The sequence below is a fragment of the Duganella sp. FT27W genome, from assembly GCF_009295655.1.
Classification (GTDB): Bacteria; Pseudomonadota; Gammaproteobacteria; order Burkholderiales; family Burkholderiaceae_D; genus Rugamonas; species Rugamonas zoogloeoides.
The window spans coordinates 39,805-57,603 of the sequence record NZ_WHIV01000007.1; the positions used below are offsets into that span (position 1 = coordinate 39,805).

Sequence of the window (17,799 nt, forward strand, 5' to 3'; positions counted from 1 at the left end):
TTACTCGGTCAAGCGATTATTCGATGACCTTGGGCACCAGGTACAAGCCGTCCTGGGTCTTCGGCGCCACGGCCTGGTAGTCGTCGCGGCGGTTGGTTTCGGTGGCGTTGTCCTCGCGCAGGCGCAGGGCGATATTATTCATGTGGGCGGCCAGCGGGTGGCTCAGCGGGGCCACACCGTCGGTATCGACTGCCTGCATCTGCCCGGCCAGCGCGAAAATGCCGTTCAGTTGGTCGAGAGCGGTGGCGCTCTGCGCTTCGCTCATCTCCAGTTGTGCCAGCTTGGCAATACGTGTTACGTCGGATAGGGTCAGGGACATGGCGTAGGGCGCGGGGGAAGCCGCGCAAATGTTTAAATTGTTACAATGATAAAAACTTGAAATTCCGCTAAATCGCCGGTAAAAGCCGACGATTGCCGCTTATCTTGCGGACTCGACTGATACACTTTCGGGCCGATTTTCGGTAAATCGCATTCAAATTATAAGGTAGAATGGCGGGTTGATGCGTTGCCGGCGCTGAATGATTGCTGCCGCAGCATTTAGGAAACTTGAAAAACCGTAGCGAGCGGCTCGTTATCGTCGGGAGTAGCGGAAGCGTACGGAGGTACGCTGAGCAACGGAGCGGCGATAGCGGGACGCGCAGTAGGTTTTTCGAGTTTCTCCTCACGGATTTCCTTATAACGGTTACGCGCACTTCAGTGGCGCCACAGGACACACATGTTTGGTTTTTTACGCAGGTATATTTCCACCGATCTGGCCATCGACTTGGGCACGGCCAACACTCTGATCTACGTACGCGGCCAGGGCATCGTCCTGGATGAACCGTCGGTCGTTGCGATCCGCCAAGAGGGCGGCCCGAACGGCAAGAAGACGATCCAGGCAGTCGGCAAGGAAGCAAAGCAGATGCTGGGCAAGGTTCCCGGCAATATCGAGGCGATCCGCCCGATGAAAGACGGCGTGATCGCCGACTTCACCGTCACCGAGCAAATGCTCAAGCAGTTCATCCGCATGGTGCACGACTCCAAGTTCTTCCGTCCGTCGCCACGCATCATCATTTGCGTGCCGTGCGGTTCCACCCAGGTGGAACGCCGCGCGATCCGCGAATCGGCGCTGGGCGCCGGCGCTTCGCAAGTGTACCTGATCGAAGAACCGATGGCAGCGGCAATAGGCGCCGGCCTGCCAGTGTCGGATGCCACCGGTTCGATGGTGGTCGATATCGGCGGCGGTACGACCGAGGTGGGCATCATCTCGCTGGGTGGCATGGTCTATAAAGGCTCCGTGCGCGTCGGTGGCGACAAGTTCGACGAAGCGATCGTCAACTACATCCGCCGCAACTACGGCATGCTGATCGGCGAGCAGACCGCCGAAGCGATCAAGAAGGCCATCGGTTCGGCCTTCCCGGGGTCGGAAGTGAAGGAAATGGAAGTCAAGGGCCGCAACCTGTCCGAAGGCATTCCACGTTCGTTCACCATTTCGTCGAACGAAATTCTCGAAGCGCTGACCGACCCGCTCAACAACATCGTCTCGGCCGTGAAAAACGCGCTGGAACAGACCCCTCCCGAACTGGGCGCCGACATCGCCGAAAAAGGCATGATGCTGACCGGCGGCGGCGCGCTGCTGCGTGACCTCGACCGCTTGCTGATGGAAGAAACCGGCCTGCCGGTGCTGGTGGCCGAAGATCCGCTCACCTGCGTGGTGCGCGGCTCGGGCATGGCGCTCGAGCGCATGGACCAGCTGGGATCGATCTTCTCCTACGAGTGATCCGATAGATAAAACCGGGGCCGCTAAGCGGCCCCGGTTCATTGGGTGAGTTGACAGTCTGGTTGGCGCGGGAGCGCCGGATTATTGAAAGTCATGGAATACAGTCCTCCGCCACTTTTCAAGCAAGGCGCTTCGGCTCGGGTCAAGATGACGGTGTTCGCCTGCATATCGATCGTGCTGCTGCTGGTCGATTCGCAGATGCGCACCCTGGGCGCGGTACGCCAGGTCGTCGGCACCGTGCTGCACCCGCTGCAAATGGTGGCACTGCTGCCGCGCGACGCCATTTATGGCGCCGGCGATTACTTCTCCTCGCTCGCGGAGATGAAGAAACAGGTCGATGAACTCAAGCGCCAGCAGATCGCCGATGCCCAGGCGCTGCAGCAGGCGCAGTTGCGCACGGCCGAAAACAACCAGCTGCGCCGCCTGATGGGCGCGCGCGAGCAAGTGCCCACCAAGTCGATGCTGGCCGAAGTGCTGTACGACGCGCGCGACGCCAGCAGCCGCAAGATCATCCTCAACCGGGGCAGCAACAGCGATGTCTCGCTGGGACTGCCCGTGATCGACAACCAGGGCGTGGTGGGGCAGGTCACGCGCGTGTTCCCGTTCACGTCGGAAGTCACACTGCTCACCGACAAGGACCAGGCCATTCCCGTGCAACTGCTGCGCAACGGCTTGCGCAGCGTGGCCTATGGCCGCGGCAAGATCGGCTCGCTGGAATTGCGCTTCACTGCGCCCAATGCCGACATCAAGGTCGGCGACATCGTCGTCACGTCCGGTCTCGACGGCATCTACCCGGCCGGCCTGGCCGTGGCCCGCGTGACGCAGGTGGACAGCAACGCCAACGGCGCTTTTGGTGGAGTGATCTGCCAGCCGCTGGCCGGCATCCAGAACAACCGCCAGTTGCTGATCCTGATGTCGCCCCCCGAAATCGCGCCACGTCCGCCCGATGAAGAACCGCGCGTACCACGCAAGGGCAACAACCGCATGGCGCCGATCAAGGATCCGGCCAAGGAAGAGGCGCCGGCTGCCGGTGCTGCACCTGCTGCCGGTACGGCTGCCGCCACGGGGTCCGACCTGATACCGAAGGCGCCGGCTGCGACGCCGCCAGCCGCAGCGCCGGCAACTGGTGCGCCAACTGCCGCCACGCCAGTTGCTACGCCGGCTGTCGGCACGCCTACTGCTGCTACCCCAGCCACCAGAGTGCCCGCCATCGGCACGCCAGCTGCTGCTACCCCGTCCACCAGAGCGCCCGCCGCCGGAGCACCCGCCGCCGGTACGCCGGCTGTCACCCCGCCAGCGGCAAGGACGCCAGCCACCGTCCCCGCCAACAGGGCACCTGCCACCGGAGCGCCGGCCGCCGGAGCGCCGGCCGCCGGTACGCCTGCCGTCACCCCCACCAAGGAACCGGCCCGATGAACCGTCCTCACTACATTCTTCTGCCGGTCAGCCCGCTGTTCATCGCTTTCAGCCTGCTGTGCGCCTTTTTACTGAACCTGCTGCCGTGGGGCCACCTGATCGGCGTGCCCGATTTCGTCGCGCTGGCGCTGGTGTTCTGGGGCGTGCACCAGCCGCGCCGCGTCGGCATCGGCACGGCCTTTTTCCTCGGCCTGCTGATGGACGTGCATGACTCCACCCTGCTGGGCGAGAACGCGCTGTCGTACACCTTGCTGTCGTACTTCGCCATCATGCTGCACCGGCGCGTGACCTGGTTCCCGCTGGCGACCCAGGCCACGCACGTATTTCCGCTGCTGGTCATGGCGCAGGCGGTGCAGCTGCTGGTGCGTTTCTTCGCGTCGGGCCAGTCGCCGGCGTGGTATTTCTTCCTGGAGAGCGTGGTGGCGGTGTGCCTGTGGCCCGTGGCGTCGTGGCTGCTGCTGGCGCCGCAGCGGCGCGCGGTGGACCGCGATCACACGCGGCCGATCTGACGGTTGCTAGTGCATGACTGAGCTCAAGGACAACCAGCTGGAACTGCACAAGTTCCGCCTGCGCCTGACGGTGGTGGGCGGCGTGGTGCTCACCTGCTTTGTCCTGCTGCTGGCGCGCCTGGTGTGGCTGCAGGTGATCAAGCACGAAGACTACGCGGTCAAGGCCGAGGACAACCGCATCTCGCTGGTGCCCATCCAGCCCAACCGGGGCCTGATCGTCGATCGCAACGGCGTGGTCCTGGCCCGCAACTACTCGGCGTACACGCTCGAGATCACGCCGTCGAAACTGACCGCGTCGTTAGATGAAACCATCGACGCGCTGTCGAAACTGGTGGCGATCGACATCAAGGACCGCAAGCGCTTCCGCCACCTGCTCGAAGAATCGAAGCGTTTCGAGAGCGTGCCGCTGCGTACCCGCCTGACCGACGAGGAGGTGGCGCGCTTCACGGCCCAGCACTTCCGCTTTCCCGGCGTGGAAATCCAGGCCCGCCTGTTTCGCCAGTATCCGCTGGGCGAAACCGCCTCGCACGTGATCGGCTTCATCGGCCGCGTCAACCAGGCCGAGGCCCGTGCGCTGGCCGACAGCGACCAGGGCGCCAACTACAACGGCGCCGACCATATCGGCAAGGAAGGCATCGAGAAAAGCTACGAACGCCAGCTGCACGGCACCACCGGCTACGAAGAGGTGGAAGTATCGGCTGGCGGACGCGCCGTGCGCACGCTGTCGCGCCGCAACGCCACGCCCGGCAGCAATCTGATCCTGTCGATCGACATCGAACTGCAAAAGGTGATCGAGGAAGCGTTCGGCGAATGGCGCGGCGCGCTGGTCGCCATCGAACCGGAAACCGGCGACATCCTGGCCTATGTCTCGCGCCCGGGGTTCGACCCCAACCTGTTCGTCGATGGCATCGACACCCAGAGCTGGAACGAACTCAATACCTCGCTCGACCGGCCGATGGTCAACCGGCCGCTGTCCGGCACCTACCCGCCGGGATCGACCTTCAAGCCGTTCATGGCGCTCGCTGCCTTGGAGCGCGGCTACCGCACGCCGGGCCAGAGCATCCACGACGCCGGCTTCTTCACGCTGGGCGGGCACCGCTTCCGCGACGACAAGCCGGGCGGCCACGGCACGGTGGACATGTTCAAGTCGATCTCGGAATCGTGCGATACCTATTACTACATTCTCGGCAACGAGATGGGCATCGATACCATCAGCGAATTCATGAAGCCGTTCGGTTTCGGCCAGCTGACCGGCATCGACCTCGAACACGAAAAGCAGGGTGTGCTGCCATCGAAAGAGTGGAAGCGCAACCGCTTTAAAAAGAACGCGGCCGCGCAGCGCTGGCAGCTTGGCGACACCATTTCGATCAGCATCGGCAACGGCTACAACAACTACACGCCGCTGCAGATGGCGCACGCAGTGGCCAACCTGGCCAACAACGGCGTGGTGATGAAGCCGCACCTGGTGAAAATCCTCGAGGACGGCGGCACCCATGCGCGCCAGCTGACAGTGGCGCGCGAGAGCTACCGCATCCCGCTCAAGCAGCAGAACGTCGATTTCATCAAGAGCGCCATGGTGGGCGTGACCACCAGCGGCACGGCGGCCAAGGTGTTTGCCAACGCCGGCTACGTCTCGGGCGGCAAGACCGGCACCGCGCAGCTGTTCGCCATCAAGAAGAACGAGAAGTACAACGCCAAGCTGGTGGCCGCGCACCTGCGCGACAACGCGCTTTATACGGCCTTTGCGCCAGCCGACAAGCCGCGCATCGCGATTGCGGTGGTGGTGGAGAACGGCGGCTTTGGCGCCGCCGTGGCCGCGCCGATCGTGCGCAAGGCGCTCGACTTCTACCTGCTGGGCAAGCGCCCGAACCAGAAAGACACCACGCCGGTGCCGAAGGAAGACGCCGTGCTGCGCTCGGTGGACGACATCGAGGCCGAACATGGCGTGGTCGAACCCAAACCGGGTGTGGACACCCCGGGCAATACCGAATAAGGAACCCGCAATGCGCATCCACGAAAGGCGCTCCCTGGGGCGCCGCCTTCGCCCATACTTCACGGTGTTCGATGGCCCGCTCACCCTGATCATCGTCGCCCTGCTGACGGTGAGCATGATCACGCTGTACTCGGCCAGCATCGGCATTCCCGGCAAGATGGAAGACCAGGTGCGCAACATCGTGCTGTCGTTCCTGGTGATGTGGCTGGCCGCGAATATCTCGCCGCAAACCATGATGCGCATCGCCGTGCCGGCGTACGCGGCCGGCATGATACTGCTGGTCGGCGTGGCGCTGTTCGGCATCATCAAGCTCGGTGCGCGGCGCTGGCTGCATCTCGGTATCGACATCCAGCCGTCGGAGTTCATGAAGATCGTCACGCCGATGATGCTGGCGTGGTTCTTCCAGCAGCGCGCCGGCCAGTTGCGCTGGCATTCGTACCTGCTCGCCGCCGTGTTGTTGATGGCGCCGGTGCTGTTCATCGTGCGCCAGCCCGACCTGGGCACGGCGCTGCTGGTGGTCGCTGCCGGCTTTACGGTGATTTTCCTGGCCGGCCTGGCGTGGAAGGCCATCGGCGTGCTGCTGGTGCTGTTCGGCGCCAGCCTGCCGGTGATCTGGACCCTGCTGCACGACTACCAGCGCGAACGCGTGATGACGCTGATCGACCCCACCTCCGACCCGCTGGGCAAGGGCTTCCACATCATCCAGTCCACCATCGCGGTGGGCTCGGGCGGCATGACCGGCAAGGGCTGGACCCACGGCACCCAGGCCCACCTCGAATTCGTCCCCGAGCGCACCACCGACTTCATCTTCGCGGTGTACTCCGAGGAGTTCGGCCTGATCGGCAACCTGCTGCTGCTGCTGTTGTACCTGCTGCTGGTGGGACGCGGCCTGATGATCGCCGGGAACGCGGCCAACCTGTTCAGCCGCCTGCTGGCCGGGGCCATGACGATGATCTATTTCGCCTACGCGTTCGTCAACATGGGCATGGTCAGCGGCATCCTGCCGGTGGTGGGCGTGCCGTTGCCGTACATGAGCTACGGCGGCACCGCGCTGCTCACGCTCGGCCTGGCCGGCGGCATCCTGATGAGCATCCAGCGCCACCGCAAGCTGGTGCAGACCTGATGGCGGCGTTGAATCCCGGGGGCTCGCTGGTGCAGCGCGTACGGCCCTACGTGGCGGTGTTCGATCTGCCGCTGGCGCTGATCATTTTGCTGCTGCTGTCGGTGGGGCTGGTGACGCTGTATTCGGCCGGCCTGGCAATTCCCGGCAAGGTCACCGACCAGTTGCGCAATATCGGCGCGGCGTTCGTCGTCATGTGGCTGGCCGCGAACACGCCGCCGCAAACCCTGATGCGGCTGGCCGCTCCCGTGTATGCGCTGGCAGTGCTGCTGCTGGCGGCGGTGGCACTGTTCGGCACCATCAAGGGCGGCTCGCGCCGGTGGATCACTGTGGGCGTGCAGATCCAGCCGTCGGAATTCATGAAGATCGCCATGCCGCTGATGCTGGCCTGGTACTTCCAGCTGCAGGCCGGGCGCCTGCGCTGGCACACCTATGCGGCGGCAGCGGCATTGCTGGCGGTGCCGGTGTTCCTGATCGCGCGCCAGCCCGACCTGGGTACCGCCTTGCTGGTGGTGGCCGCCGGCGGCGCCGTGATCTACCTGGCCGGCCTGGCCTGGAAGGTGCTGGCCGCGCTGGTGGTGATGGGCTGCGCCGCGCTGCCGGTGCTGTGGACCATGTTGCACGACTATCAGCGCGAGCGTGTGCTCACACTCATCGATCCGTACCACGATCCGCTGGGGCAGGGCTTCCACATCATCCAGTCGATGATCGCCATCGGCTCCGGCGGCGCCGGCGGCAAGGGCTGGACCCACGGCACCCAGGCCCACCTGGAGTTCATCCCCGAGCGCACCACCGATTTCATTTTTGCCGTGTTCTCCGAGGAGTTCGGCCTGGCGGGCAACCTGGTGCTGGTCACGCTGTACCTGCTGCTGATCTGGCGCGCCACGTCGATTGCGCTCAATGCGCCCACCTTTTTCACGCGCCTGCTAGCCGGCGCCATCACCATGATTTACTTTACCTACGCCTTCGTGAACATGGCCATGGTCAGCGGCATCGTGCCGGTGGTCGGCGTGCCGCTGCCGTTCATGAGCTACGGCGGCACCGCGCTGTTTACCCTCGGGATCGGCGCCGGCATCCTGATGAGCATTTCGCACTTCACCCGCACCGTGCGCCATGGCGCCGGCAGTCATGCGCCGTCCTGGGGAGTGACGGCATGATCGAAATCAAGGATACCGAGCGCGAACTGCGCGAGTTCCGCACCCGCATCGCGGTGCTGGTCGGCGTGGTGTTCGTGTGCTTTGCGCTGCTGCTGGCGCGCCTGATCTGGCTGCAGGTGATCAAGCACGACGACTTCGCCGTCAAGGCGGAAGAGAACCGCATCGCCATCGTGCCGATCGCGCCCAACCGGGGCCTGATCTACGACCGCAACGGCGTGGTCCTGGCGAATAACTATTCGGCCTACACGCTCGAGATCACGCCATCGAAACTCACGGCGTCGCTGGACGACACCATCGAGCAGCTATCGACGCTGGTCAATATCGAAATCAAGGACCGGCGCCGTTTCAAGAAGTTGATGGAAGAGTCGAAACGCTTCGAGAGCGTGCCGCTGCGCACCCGCCTCTCCGACGAGGAAGTGGCGCGCTTTTCCGCGCAGCGCTTCCGTTTTCCCGGCGTGGAAGTGCAGGCGCGCCTGTTCCGCCAGTACCCGCTGGGCGAGACGGCGTCGCACGTGATCGGCTACATCGGCCGCATCAACCGTGCCGACGCCGCCGCCATCGACGAGCGCGAGGACACCGCCAACTATCGCGGCACCGACCATATCGGCAAGGAAGGCCTGGAGAAGAGCTACGAGCAGCAGCTGCATGGCCGCACCGGCTACGAAGAAGTGGAAGTGTCGGCCGGCGGCCGGGCCATCCGCACGCTGTCGCGCAAGCCCGCCACGCCCGGCGACAACCTGATCCTGTCGATCGACATCGAACTGCAAAAAGTGGTGGAAGACGCCTTTGGCGAGCGCCGTGGCGCGCTGGTCGCCATCGAGCCGGAGACGGGCGACATCCTGGCCTACGTCTCGCGCCCGGGGTTCGACCCCAACCTGTTCGTGGACGGCATCGACACCCAGAGCTGGAACGAACTCAATACCTCGCTCGACCGGCCGATGGTGAACCGGCCGCTGTCCGGCACCTATGCCCCCGGCTCGACCTTCAAGCCGTTCATGGCGCTGGCCGCGCTGGAACTGGGCAAGCGCACCACCACCTATGCCACCTACGACCCCGGTTTCTACATGCTGGGCGGGCACCGCTTCAACGATGACGTGGTGGGCGGCCACGGCTCGGTGGCCATGCACCGATCGATCGTGGTCTCGTGTAACACGTATTATTACGAGCTCGGTCACGACATGGGCATCGACATGATCCACGATTTCATGAAGCCGTTCGGCTTCGGCCAGAAGACCGGCATCGACCTGATCGGCGAGAAAACCGGCGTGCTGCCGTCGCAGGACTGGAAGCGCAAGCGCTTCAAGGGTTCGGCCGGACGCTGGGTGGGCGGTGACACGATCTCGGTCAGCAACGGCTCGGGCTACAACGCCTACACGCCGCTGCAGATCGCCCACGCCATGGCCAACCTGGCCAACAACGGCGTGGTGATGAAGCCGCACCTGGTGAAAATCCTGGAAAACGGCGGCACCCGGGCACGCACGCTCACGGTCTCGAAAGAGAGTTACCGGATTCCGCTCAAGCAGGAAAACATCGACTTCATCAAGAACGCCATGGTGGGCGTGACCACCGAAGCCGGCGGCACCGGCGTACGCGCCTTTACCGGCGCCGAATATCGCGTGGGCGGCAAGACCGGTACCGCGCAGGTGATCACGATCCGGAAAGGCGAGAAGTACAATGCAGCCAGGCTGGCCGAACGCCTGCGCGACAACGCGCTGTTCGTCGCCTTTGCACCGGCCGAGAAACCGCGCATCGCGCTGGCGCTGGTGGTGGAAAACGCCGGCATGGGCGGCCTCGAAGCGGCGCCGATCGCGCGCAAGGCCATCGATTATTATTTGCTGGGCAAGCGCCCGGCCGGCAAGGACACCACCAAGGTAGAGAAGGAAGACGCCGAAGAGATCCTGCCGGTCGAAGGCCAGACGCTCGAAGAACAGGCCGCCGCCGCGCGCCTCGAAGCGCAGGGCAACCAGGCGCCGGGACTGATGCCGACGGCGCAGCCGCCGACTACGCCGGCACCCGCGCCAGCACCGGCACCGGCACCGGCTCAAACACCAACGCCGGCACCGGCGCCCGCGCCGGCCCCAACGCCAGCCCCGGCGGCGCCCACGCCCGCCACGCAGCCCGCGCCAGCGGTCCGCAAGAACTGAAAAGGATGACGACATGAGGCCAGGCTTCAACACCACGCCCGCCCGCTCGTGCGGCCACCACGCGGAACCGGAATGGGCCGACAACGCGCTGGGCTACGCGGCAGCCCGCACGCCAAACCGGGCGTCACGCCAAACGCCACACGGCGCGGTGCCAGCAACGGTAAAGGCGCCGCTGCTGGTCCCACTGTTATTGGCCGCCGTGCTGGCCGGTTGCGCCAGCACGCCTGACGAACGGCTGCCACGCACCTCGCGCGTGGGCGGTCCCGTGATCAAGGCGCCGCCCACCGGCAAGGCGCAACCGGGCCTGCCGGTGCTGCCGCCGGCCAATTCCGGGCGCGGTGGCTACTACCAGGACGACGGTCCCGGTGACAATCCGCCCGAGAACCTGGCCGCCGTGCCGGACGCCGAGGTGCGCAACGATCCGCTGCTTCCGCGCTCCAACCGCCCGTACGTGGTGCTCGGTAAAACCTACACGCCGATCACCGACGACGAGCCGTTTACCCAGGTGGGCATGGGTACTTGGTACGGGAAAAAATTCCACGGCCAGCGCACGTCGTCGGGCGAACTGTATGACATGTACAAGATGACGGCCGCCCATCCCACGCTGCCGATTCCATCGTATGCGCGGGTGTCGAACATGCTCACCGGCGCCACCGTGGTGGTGCGCATCAATGACCGTGGACCGTTCCATTCCAAGCGCGTAATCGATGTGTCGTACACGGCGGCGCTCAAGCTTGGCCTGCTCAACAAGGGCAGTCACGAATTGAAAGTGGAGCGCATCCTGCCGGCCGAGATCGACCGCATGCTGGCCACTCGCGGCGGCGTCTCGACCACCAGCGGGCCGCGCCTGGCGTCGCAGTCGCCGCAGGCATCGCCGGACAAGCGCCTGTCGTCGTTCAGGGGCGATGACGAAAAGCCGGCGCTGGTGCTGGCGCCGCGCGCGGTGCCGGCTTCCGAGATCGAAGCGCTGATGCTGGGCGACGGCGCAAAGGCCGCGCCTGCGGCAGCCGCCGCGCCGGCGGTGCCGGCAGTGCCGGCAACTCCAGCGACACAGGACGAAGCCCTGGCCGGCGGCTACTACCTGCAACTGGGCGCCTACTCGCGCCCGGACGGCGCGCGCCAGTTGCAAGGCCAACTGGCCGGCGCCGCGCTGGCGGCGTTGCACGTGGTGCAGAGCGGTCCCGTGTTCCGCCTGTTCAGCGGCCCGTTCGCCAGCCGCCAGGCGGCGCAGGACGCGATCGGCAATCTGCCATCGGCGCTCAAGCTCAAGCCATTGGTGATCCAGCGCTAACGCAGTGCAGAACCGGTTGCGGTAGCGAATGAGGCCGTTGCCTTCTCCGCACTGAAGCAGGTCTCAGCGGCAGGTACGAACGTCGGTATTGGGGAAGTCGGCCCGGATCTTGTCGAGATCGGCCTTCAGTGATGGCGCGACATCGCGGAACTGGAACGCCAGCAGGCGGCTGCCGCTCATGCGCGGCGTGACGCGCGCGGTGCGCACGCCCTGCTTGACCAGCATCGCCAGCTGGTTTTGCGCTGCACCCTCGGTCTTGAATACGCCGAGCGACACGCCGTAGCGCAGCGGCGAATTATCCGAAATGACGTAGTAGTTGGTCACGCCCAGGCCGCGCAGCTCGGCGGCCTTGCGGTCGGCCGCTTCCTTGCTGCCTTGCGGCGGGATGTGCACGATGTAGCTCGACACCTCGGTACCGGGCAGGTTGCGGCGCGACTGGCGGTCGCCCAGTTGCAGCGGCGCCAGGCGTGCCTCGAAACGGCGCGCCTCGGCCAGCACGAAGCTGCCGATTTCCACGCAGGCCAGCGGCGGCGCCGGCTTGGCAGCAGGCGTAGCGCCGGCGGCAGTGGCAGTAGCTGCGTCAGTGTCAGTGTCGGTGGCAGCATTGGCGGCAACCGCAGGAGCGCTCGCCTCGGTGCGGTGCGCGCGCTCGGACGATACCAGTGTCAGGTCTTTGGGGTTGAGCTGGCGCTGCAGGCGCTGCGGTTCGCGCTCGTTGCCGCTGAAATGCCCGAGGTAGCCCTGGCCGTACGCGAACAGCGCGGCATTGACGGCCAACAGCGAACAGAAGATAAATTTCAGCACGGGCTTCCCTGGTTGGAACGGTTAAATGTCGGCAGCGGCCGAGGCGTGCAGGCCGATCAGCACTACATTGTCGATCAGGCGGTACGGCACCGTCAGCAGCGGTGCGATATGCGGCGCGGCGCCGCCGGACAGGATGCACATGGCCGCGCCATGCTGGGCAAACGCGTGTTCGATGGCGCCGCTCTGGGCCACCATGCAGCCGCTCAGGATGGCGTCGTCGGTATTGTCGGCGAAGCCGTCGGGCAGCTTGGCGTCGTGCGCAATGCGGGGGAGCTGCGCCGTGTTGCGCGCCAGCGCGCCAGCCATCAGGCCCAGTCCCGGCAGGATCATACCGCCCAGGAAAAAGCCGTCGGCGGTAATGGCGTCGATGGTGGTGGCGGTGCCGCAGTTGGCGACGATGATGGACTGGCCCGGCGCCAGCGCGTGGCCGCCGATGGCGGCAGCAAAGCGGTCGCACCCGAGTTGCGCGGGATTGCGGTAGCCGTTGGTCACACCCGCCAATGCCGGCAAAGACGCGAACCAGGTAATCGCCTGGTCCAGGTCCAGCGCCGGAAACGCCCGCTGCAGCACGTACTCGAGCTGCACCCGCAGCGCGTTGCCGGCCACGTTGGCGATCACGATGCGACCCACGCCGTGGCGCGCCACGGCTTCGCTCCATGCCAGTTCCAGCTGCGGCAGGTCGGCATGGGTGACGGCGCCGTGTTCGAGCCAGTCGCCCGGGGCGGCATCATTGGCGGCCAGCGCCCATTTCACGCGGGTGTTGCCGGCATCGATCAGGAGCATGGGGTGTTTCCGGTTGATTGTTCGGGAGAGAGCCGCAGCGAGACATCGCCGGACAGGACTTCGACCCGGCCGCCTGCTGTATCGAGCAGCAGGCGGCCGATGGCGTCCACGCCCACGGCGCGGCCCTGTTGCAGCACCTGGCCGTCGTCGAGCAGAACAACCTCGCGGCCGTGCCACGCATGCAGCGCGTTCCAGCGTTCGGCAAACGGCGCAAAGCCGGTGTCGTCGAATTCGGCCAGCACCGCTGCCAGGCGGTTCAGGAGCGCGGCCACCAGCGCGTTGCGGTCCATTTGCGCCAGCCACGGGGCGGCGGCCACGCTGCGGCCGATCTGCTGTTCCAGCGCATCGGGCATCAGGAGGTTGATGCCGGTGCCGATCACGGCCCAGATGGCGCCATCTGTCTTATCGACGCAGGTTTCGACCAGGATGCCGGCCAGCTTGTCGCCGCCCTTCAGCAGGTCGTTGGGCCACTTGATCTGCACCGGTACGCCCAGGCCGGCAATGGTTTCGGCCAGCGCCACGCCGACCGCCATCGGCAGGCCGGTCATGCGGTGCAGCGGACCCTGGAAGCGCCACGCCAGCGAGAACATCAACGCCGCACCGGGCGCGGACAGCCAGCTGCGTCCGGCGCGGCCACGTCCCGCGCTTTGCTGGTCGGCGATGCGCAGCAGCGGGCCGCTCAAGGTGCCCAGGTCGTTCAGGCGCGCCAGCAGGTCGGCATTGGTGGAACCGGTCTCAAACACCGCTTCGATCGCCACGTGGCTGGCGCTGGCGGCACACAGCGCGGTGACTGCGGCTGGAGAGACGAGCGTGGAGTGATTGTTCATGAAGTTTGTTTGCGCGGTTTGTGCGGCGCCTTGCCGAAGGCGAAGTCGTACACCGGGTTGGGCAGCAGGCGCAGCACCTTGGCCACCACGCCCATCTGCCACGGAATCACGGCATAGCTGCTGCCGGCGTCGATAACGCGTGCAGCGCGCGCGGCGAAGCGATCGGGCGCCATCAGGAACGGCATCGGGTACGGATTGACGCGGGTCATTGGCGTGTCGATATAGCCGGGGCACAGCGTGACAACCTTGATACCGTAAGGCTTGAGCTCCAGGCGCAGCGATTCGCAGTAGCTGATCACGGCGGCCTTGGACGCGCTGTACGCTTCGGCGCCGGGCAGGCCACGGATGCCGGCCACGCTGCCGATGCCCACCAGCCGTGCCGGCGCGCGCTGCGCCTTCATGGTGGCGATGAATGGCGCGAACGTGGCGGCGGTGGCGGTGAGGTTGGTGGCGACGATGTCGGCGAACACCGGCAAGTCTTCGGCGTATTCGGTGAGGGTGCCCACCGAGATGCCGGCATTGGCGATCACCACGTCGATGCCACCGGTACAGGTGATGAAGTCTTGCGCGGCAGCGGCAATGGCAGCGTGGTCGCGCACATCGACCGCGTAGGCGCGGTGGCGTTCAGGTTGGGGCAGGGTGGCGATCAGCTGATCGAGCGCCGGACCGCGCCGGGCCAGCAGGCCCAGCGTGGCGCCCAGTGCCGCGTAATGCGCGGCCAGCGCGGCGCCGATGCCGCTCGAGGCGCCGGTGATGAACACGCGCTGGTGGCTCCACTCAGGCTGCATGGTGGCGCTCCATGGGCGCGTCCGGGCGGGACATGCTTACTTCTTTTCCGCTTTCGCCTTGGCGACCAGTACGTCCATCACCTGGAAGCCCTGCGCGTGCAGTTGCGCTTCGGTGGTGGCGGCCTTGGTGGCTTCGTCGGACATGGCCGGCGAGGTCACGTACTTGCCATCGATGGCGAACATCGGCCACGAATCGACGCCGTAGGTATCCATCAGCGACGAGGCACGCCGCACCTGGCCCTGCACGCCGAAACCGCGATAGGTGTCGATGAACTTCTGGCGATCGACGCCCTGCTTGGCGATGAAGTCGAACACCAGCTCGTCGCGGTTCATGCGATTGCGGTTGACGTGCATCTCGGTGAAGATCTTGGTGTTCATGGCGTCGTTCATCAGGCCCATCGATTCGAGCGTGTAGAACATTTTTTGCTGCGGCAGGTCGGTGCCGGTGCGCGAGATGTGCACGCGCTTGAAGATGATGGCGCCGCCCTGCTTCTTGATCCAGGCTTGCAGCGACGGGTCGAGCGCGTAGCAGTGCGGGCAGGCGTAGTCGAAGAATTCGATCACTTCCACTTTTTTCGCGTCGGCCTGTTGCGGCGTGGGCAGGGTGCGGTATTCGACGCCGTTTTTCGGATCGGTAGGCGAGGCCGAGGCCGACAGGACCACGGCGCTCATCAGCATGGCGCTTACTGCGTATTTCAGGACTCGCATCTTCACTCCTTGGATTTACTTTTGCTCAGTTATTTCTGATTGCGTACGACAGCCACATCGATGCCGTTTTCCGACAGCTTGCTGCGCACCTTGTTCATCGCCTCGACCTGCTGGAACGGGCCGATGCGCACGCGGTGCAGCACGCCGGTATCGGTGGTGCGGTCCGACAGCGTGGCTTCGAAGCCGAGCAGGGCCAGCTTGCCGCGCGCACTTTCGGCGTCGGCCACTTCGCGGAACGCGCCCGCTTGCAGGTAATAGATGTATTTCTCGTCGCCGGCGGCCGCTGGCGTGGTGGCCGCAGTGGTTGGTGCCTTGCCGGTCGGCACCGGCGTGACGTTGGAGGCGCGTGGCTTTTCAGCCGGCGTGCCCTGGATGCGGTCGACCACGGCCTGCAACTGGTCGGCCGCCTTGGCCGGTGCCGGCTCGGGCGGCGGCGGGGTGGCCGGCGCCGGTGGTGGCGGCTCGCGGCCCAGGTCCTTGGCGGCGGCGCGTGCCGCTTCCTTGTTGCCGTACATCGGCTTGTTCGGATCGGCCGCCTGGCCCGCCGTGGTTTCGGCCGACTTGCTGTTGCGGGCCTTGTCGGTAAACGGCGAGGCGCCCTTGTTGATCACCAGCGCCACGACCACCGCCACGGCCAGGCCGATGACCAGGCCGATAACGATGCCGACGAAGGTATTGCCCTGTTGGCGCGGGGTACGGAGCTGCGGAGTGCGGAAAGTCATTGTGCTGGAGATCCTGATCATTACATTTTATTGGGAGCCGAAACGCCGATCAGCGCCAGGCCGTTGCGCAGCACCTGGCGCGTGGCGACCATCAGCGCGATACGCGCAGCCTTGAGCGCCTCGTCGTCCACCAGCACGCGCTCGGCGAAATAGAAGCTGTGCAGGTTGGCGGCCAGGTCGCGCAGGTAGAACGCGATCTGGTGCGGGCCCAGCTCCGCTTGCGCGCGCGCCAGCGTTTCCGGGTACGCAGCCAGGGTGGCCAGCAAGGTCGCTTCGGTAGGGGCGGTGAGCGGCGCCAGGTCCACGTTGGCCAGCGAGGCTTCGTCGCCAGTCCACTGTTCCAGCATGCGGCAGATGCGCGCGTGGGCGTACTGCACGTAATAGACCGGGTTCTCGTCCGAGGTTTTCAGCGCGACATCGACGTCGAACACGAATTCGGTATCGGCCTTGCGCGAGATGAGGAAGAAGCGCACGGCATCGCGGCCGCGGGTGTCATCGCCGCCGCCCGACCATTCGATCAGGTCGCGCACGGTGACGTACGAACCGGCGCGCTTGGAGATTTTCACCTCTTCGCCGCCCTTCATGACAGTGACCATTTTATGCAGCACGTAGTCGGGGAAGCCTTGCGGAATGCCCAGGCCGACCGCTTGCAGGCCGGCGCGCACGCGGGCGATGGTGCCGTGGTGGTCGGAACCTTGCACGTTGATGGCCTGGTTGTAACCGCGCTGGAACTTGACGATGTGGTACGCAACGTCGGGCACGAAGTACGTGTAGGTGCCGTCGGTCTTGCGCATTACGCGGTTCTTGTCGTCGCCGTAGTCTTCGGTGCGCAGCCACAGCGCGCCTTCTTCCTCGTAGGTTTTGCCCGATTTGTTGAGCATGTCCACGGCGGCTTCGACCTTGCCGTCCTGGTACAGCGACGATTCGAGGTAGTAGTTGTCGAACTTGACGCCGAACGCCTGCAGGTCGATGTCCTGCTCGTTGCGCAGGTACGTCACGGCAAACGCGCGGATCGATTCGATGTCCTCGATATCGCCCGAGGCGGTGGCCGGCGCCCCGTCGGAAGCCGACACGGTCTTTTTGGCCAGGAAGTCGGCGGCGATGTCGGCGATGTAGTCGCCGTTGTAGGCCGATTCGGGCCAGGCCGCGTCGCCGGGCTTGTGGCCGCGCAGGCGTGCCTGCACCGAGTTGGCCAGGGTTTGAATCTGCACGCCGGCGTCGTTGTAATAGAACTCGCGGGTAACGTCGTAGCCCTGGCTGCCAAACAGCGACGACAGCGCATCGCCCAGCGCGGCCTGGCGGCCGTGGCCCACGTGCAGCGGACCGGTGGGGTTGGCGGAGACGAATTCGATGATCACTTTCTGGCCGGTGCCGGTGGCGCTGCGACCGTACGCTGCGCCCTGGGCCAGCACGGCCTTGACCACGGCCTGCTTGGCCGCTGCGGTCACGCGCAGGTTGATGAAGCCGGGGCCGGCGATATCCACGGACTCCACCAGGCCGGCGGCGGCAGGATCGGCGCGCAGCGCATCGACCAGGCGGGTAGCCAGCTCGCGCGGGTTCATCTTGAGTTGCTTGGCCAGTTGCATGGCGATGTTGCAGGCGACGTCGCCGTGCGACGGATCGCGCGGGCGCTCGAGCACGACGTTGGCGGAGACTTCCGTGCCAGCGAGGATCGGAGCAAGGGCGGCCTGGAACAGGGCGGTGATATCTTGTTTTTGTTGGGCGAGCATGAGCAGGGTGGCGGCGGAGCCGCGCTAAATAATCATCAAAATGCGAAG

The 17,799-nt window shown here is 65.5% G+C and carries 16 protein-coding genes; 8 read left to right on the plus strand and 8 right to left on the minus strand.

Annotated features, from left to right (window positions below):
• Positions 1-16 precede the first annotated feature (16 nt).
• A complete protein-coding gene (gatC, locus tag F8197_RS27465; RefSeq protein ID WP_152885190.1) occupies positions 17-319 on the minus strand; it encodes an Asp-tRNA(Asn)/Glu-tRNA(Gln) amidotransferase subunit GatC in 303 nt (100 codons plus the stop codon).
• 396 nt (positions 320-715) lie between these two features.
• On the opposite strand from gatC, the gene F8197_RS27470 reads away from it, so the two are divergent.
• The 8 genes from F8197_RS27470 to F8197_RS27505 all read left to right on the plus strand — a co-directional run bounded on the left by F8197_RS27470 (position 716) and on the right by F8197_RS27505 (position 11,389).
• Positions 716-1,759, plus strand: a complete 1,044-nt coding sequence (locus F8197_RS27470; RefSeq protein WP_008445008.1) for a rod shape-determining protein — start codon at positions 716-718, stop codon at positions 1,757-1,759.
• Between the two features lie 93 nt (positions 1,760-1,852).
• On the plus strand, positions 1,853-3,175 hold the full coding sequence (gene mreC / locus F8197_RS27475) for a rod shape-determining protein MreC (protein ID WP_152885192.1): 1,323 nt from the start codon (positions 1,853-1,855) through the stop codon (positions 3,173-3,175).
• Positions 3,172-3,684: a rod shape-determining protein MreD gene (gene mreD, locus F8197_RS27480; protein WP_152885194.1), complete on the plus strand. Its 513-nt coding sequence runs from the start codon at positions 3,172-3,174 to the stop codon at positions 3,682-3,684. The genes mreC and mreD overlap by 4 nt, the downstream gene beginning before the upstream one ends.
• Before the next feature lie 13 nt (positions 3,685-3,697).
• Positions 3,698-5,677 carry a penicillin-binding protein 2 gene (gene mrdA, locus F8197_RS27485; protein WP_152885195.1) on the plus strand — a complete coding sequence of 660 codons (1,980 nt, stop codon included), beginning with the start codon at positions 3,698-3,700 and terminating at the stop codon, positions 5,675-5,677.
• A 10-nt stretch (positions 5,678-5,687) separates the two neighbouring features.
• Positions 5,688-6,800 (plus strand): rod shape-determining protein RodA, encoded by a 1,113-nt coding sequence (rodA, locus tag F8197_RS27490; RefSeq protein WP_056141788.1) that lies wholly within the window; start codon positions 5,688-5,690, stop codon positions 6,798-6,800.
• A complete protein-coding gene (gene rodA, locus F8197_RS27495) occupies positions 6,800-7,954 on the plus strand; it encodes a rod shape-determining protein RodA (RefSeq protein WP_152885197.1) in 1,155 nt (384 codons plus the stop codon). The genes rodA (F8197_RS27490) and rodA (F8197_RS27495) overlap by 1 nt, the downstream gene beginning before the upstream one ends.
• Entirely contained in the window at positions 7,951-10,098 is a 2,148-nt protein-coding gene (mrdA, locus tag F8197_RS27500; RefSeq protein ID WP_152885199.1) for a penicillin-binding protein 2, read from the plus strand. Before rodA (F8197_RS27495) ends, mrdA (F8197_RS27500) begins: the two co-directional genes overlap by 4 nt.
• A 13-nt stretch (positions 10,099-10,111) precedes the next feature.
• Positions 10,112-11,389 carry a septal ring lytic transglycosylase RlpA family protein gene (locus F8197_RS27505; RefSeq protein WP_152885201.1) on the plus strand — a complete coding sequence of 426 codons (1,278 nt, stop codon included), beginning with the start codon at positions 10,112-10,114 and terminating at the stop codon, positions 11,387-11,389.
• 63 nt (positions 11,390-11,452) lie between these two features.
• On the opposite strand, the gene F8197_RS27510 is transcribed toward F8197_RS27505, so the two are convergent.
• From F8197_RS27510 to argS, 7 genes are read right to left on the minus strand one after another with little or no spacing between them, the layout of a single operon-like run.
• Complete coding sequence (locus tag F8197_RS27510; protein ID WP_373997001.1) at positions 11,453-12,193, minus strand: SPOR domain-containing protein; 741 nt, start codon at positions 12,191-12,193, stop codon at positions 11,453-11,455.
• Positions 12,194-12,214: 21 nt separating this feature from the next.
• The gene (locus F8197_RS27515; protein ID WP_152885203.1) at positions 12,215-12,976 is read right to left on the minus strand and encodes a type III pantothenate kinase; all 762 of its coding nucleotides are present in this window, start codon (positions 12,974-12,976) and stop codon (positions 12,215-12,217) included.
• On the minus strand, positions 12,967-13,803 hold the full coding sequence (locus tag F8197_RS27520) for a biotin--[acetyl-CoA-carboxylase] ligase (RefSeq protein WP_152885205.1): 837 nt from the start codon (positions 13,801-13,803) through the stop codon (positions 12,967-12,969). The genes F8197_RS27515 and F8197_RS27520 overlap by 10 nt, the downstream gene beginning before the upstream one ends.
• Positions 13,800-14,591, minus strand: coding sequence for an SDR family oxidoreductase (locus F8197_RS27525; protein ID WP_152885207.1), 792 nt, complete (start codon positions 14,589-14,591; stop codon positions 13,800-13,802). The genes F8197_RS27520 and F8197_RS27525 overlap by 4 nt, the downstream gene beginning before the upstream one ends.
• Positions 14,592-14,627: 36 nt before the next feature.
• Positions 14,628-15,299: a thiol:disulfide interchange protein DsbA/DsbL gene (locus tag F8197_RS27530; protein ID WP_026637762.1), complete on the minus strand. Its 672-nt coding sequence runs from the start codon at positions 15,297-15,299 to the stop codon at positions 14,628-14,630.
• A 29-nt stretch (positions 15,300-15,328) separates the two neighbouring features.
• Positions 15,329-16,021, minus strand: coding sequence for an SPOR domain-containing protein (locus F8197_RS27535; RefSeq protein ID WP_056142040.1), 693 nt, complete (start codon positions 16,019-16,021; stop codon positions 15,329-15,331).
• A 20-nt stretch (positions 16,022-16,041) separates the two neighbouring features.
• Positions 16,042-17,751 carry an arginine--tRNA ligase gene (argS, locus tag F8197_RS27540; RefSeq protein WP_152885208.1) on the minus strand — a complete coding sequence of 570 codons (1,710 nt, stop codon included), beginning with the start codon at positions 17,749-17,751 and terminating at the stop codon, positions 16,042-16,044.
• Positions 17,752-17,799 lie beyond the last annotated feature (48 nt).

What these genes read in the sequence shown, in the direction of transcription:
- gatC (WP_152885190.1), bottom strand. Translation starts at nt 319, where the DNA reads ATGTCCCTGACCCTATCCGACGTAACACGTATTGCCAAGCTGGCACAA.
- F8197_RS27470 (WP_008445008.1), top strand. Translation starts at nt 716, where the DNA reads ATGTTTGGTTTTTTACGCAGGTATATTTCCACCGATCTGGCCATCGAC.
- mreC (WP_152885192.1), top strand. Translation starts at nt 1,853, where the DNA reads ATGGAATACAGTCCTCCGCCACTTTTCAAGCAAGGCGCTTCGGCTCGG.
- mreD (WP_152885194.1), top strand. Translation starts at nt 3,172, where the DNA reads ATGAACCGTCCTCACTACATTCTTCTGCCGGTCAGCCCGCTGTTCATC.
- mrdA (WP_152885195.1), top strand. Translation starts at nt 3,698, where the DNA reads ATGACTGAGCTCAAGGACAACCAGCTGGAACTGCACAAGTTCCGCCTG.
- rodA (WP_056141788.1), top strand. Translation starts at nt 5,688, where the DNA reads ATGCGCATCCACGAAAGGCGCTCCCTGGGGCGCCGCCTTCGCCCATAC.
- rodA (WP_152885197.1), top strand. Translation starts at nt 6,800, where the DNA reads ATGGCGGCGTTGAATCCCGGGGGCTCGCTGGTGCAGCGCGTACGGCCC.
- mrdA (WP_152885199.1), top strand. Translation starts at nt 7,951, where the DNA reads ATGATCGAAATCAAGGATACCGAGCGCGAACTGCGCGAGTTCCGCACC.
- F8197_RS27505 (WP_152885201.1), top strand. Translation starts at nt 10,112, where the DNA reads ATGAGGCCAGGCTTCAACACCACGCCCGCCCGCTCGTGCGGCCACCAC.
- F8197_RS27515 (WP_152885203.1), bottom strand. Translation starts at nt 12,976, where the DNA reads ATGCTCCTGATCGATGCCGGCAACACCCGCGTGAAATGGGCGCTGGCC.
- F8197_RS27520 (WP_152885205.1), bottom strand. Translation starts at nt 13,803, where the DNA reads ATGAACAATCACTCCACGCTCGTCTCTCCAGCCGCAGTCACCGCGCTG.
- F8197_RS27525 (WP_152885207.1), bottom strand. Translation starts at nt 14,591, where the DNA reads ATGCAGCCTGAGTGGAGCCACCAGCGCGTGTTCATCACCGGCGCCTCG.
- F8197_RS27530 (WP_026637762.1), bottom strand. Translation starts at nt 15,299, where the DNA reads ATGCGAGTCCTGAAATACGCAGTAAGCGCCATGCTGATGAGCGCCGTG.
- F8197_RS27535 (WP_056142040.1), bottom strand. Translation starts at nt 16,021, where the DNA reads ATGACTTTCCGCACTCCGCAGCTCCGTACCCCGCGCCAACAGGGCAAT.
- argS (WP_152885208.1), bottom strand. Translation starts at nt 17,751, where the DNA reads ATGCTCGCCCAACAAAAACAAGATATCACCGCCCTGTTCCAGGCCGCC.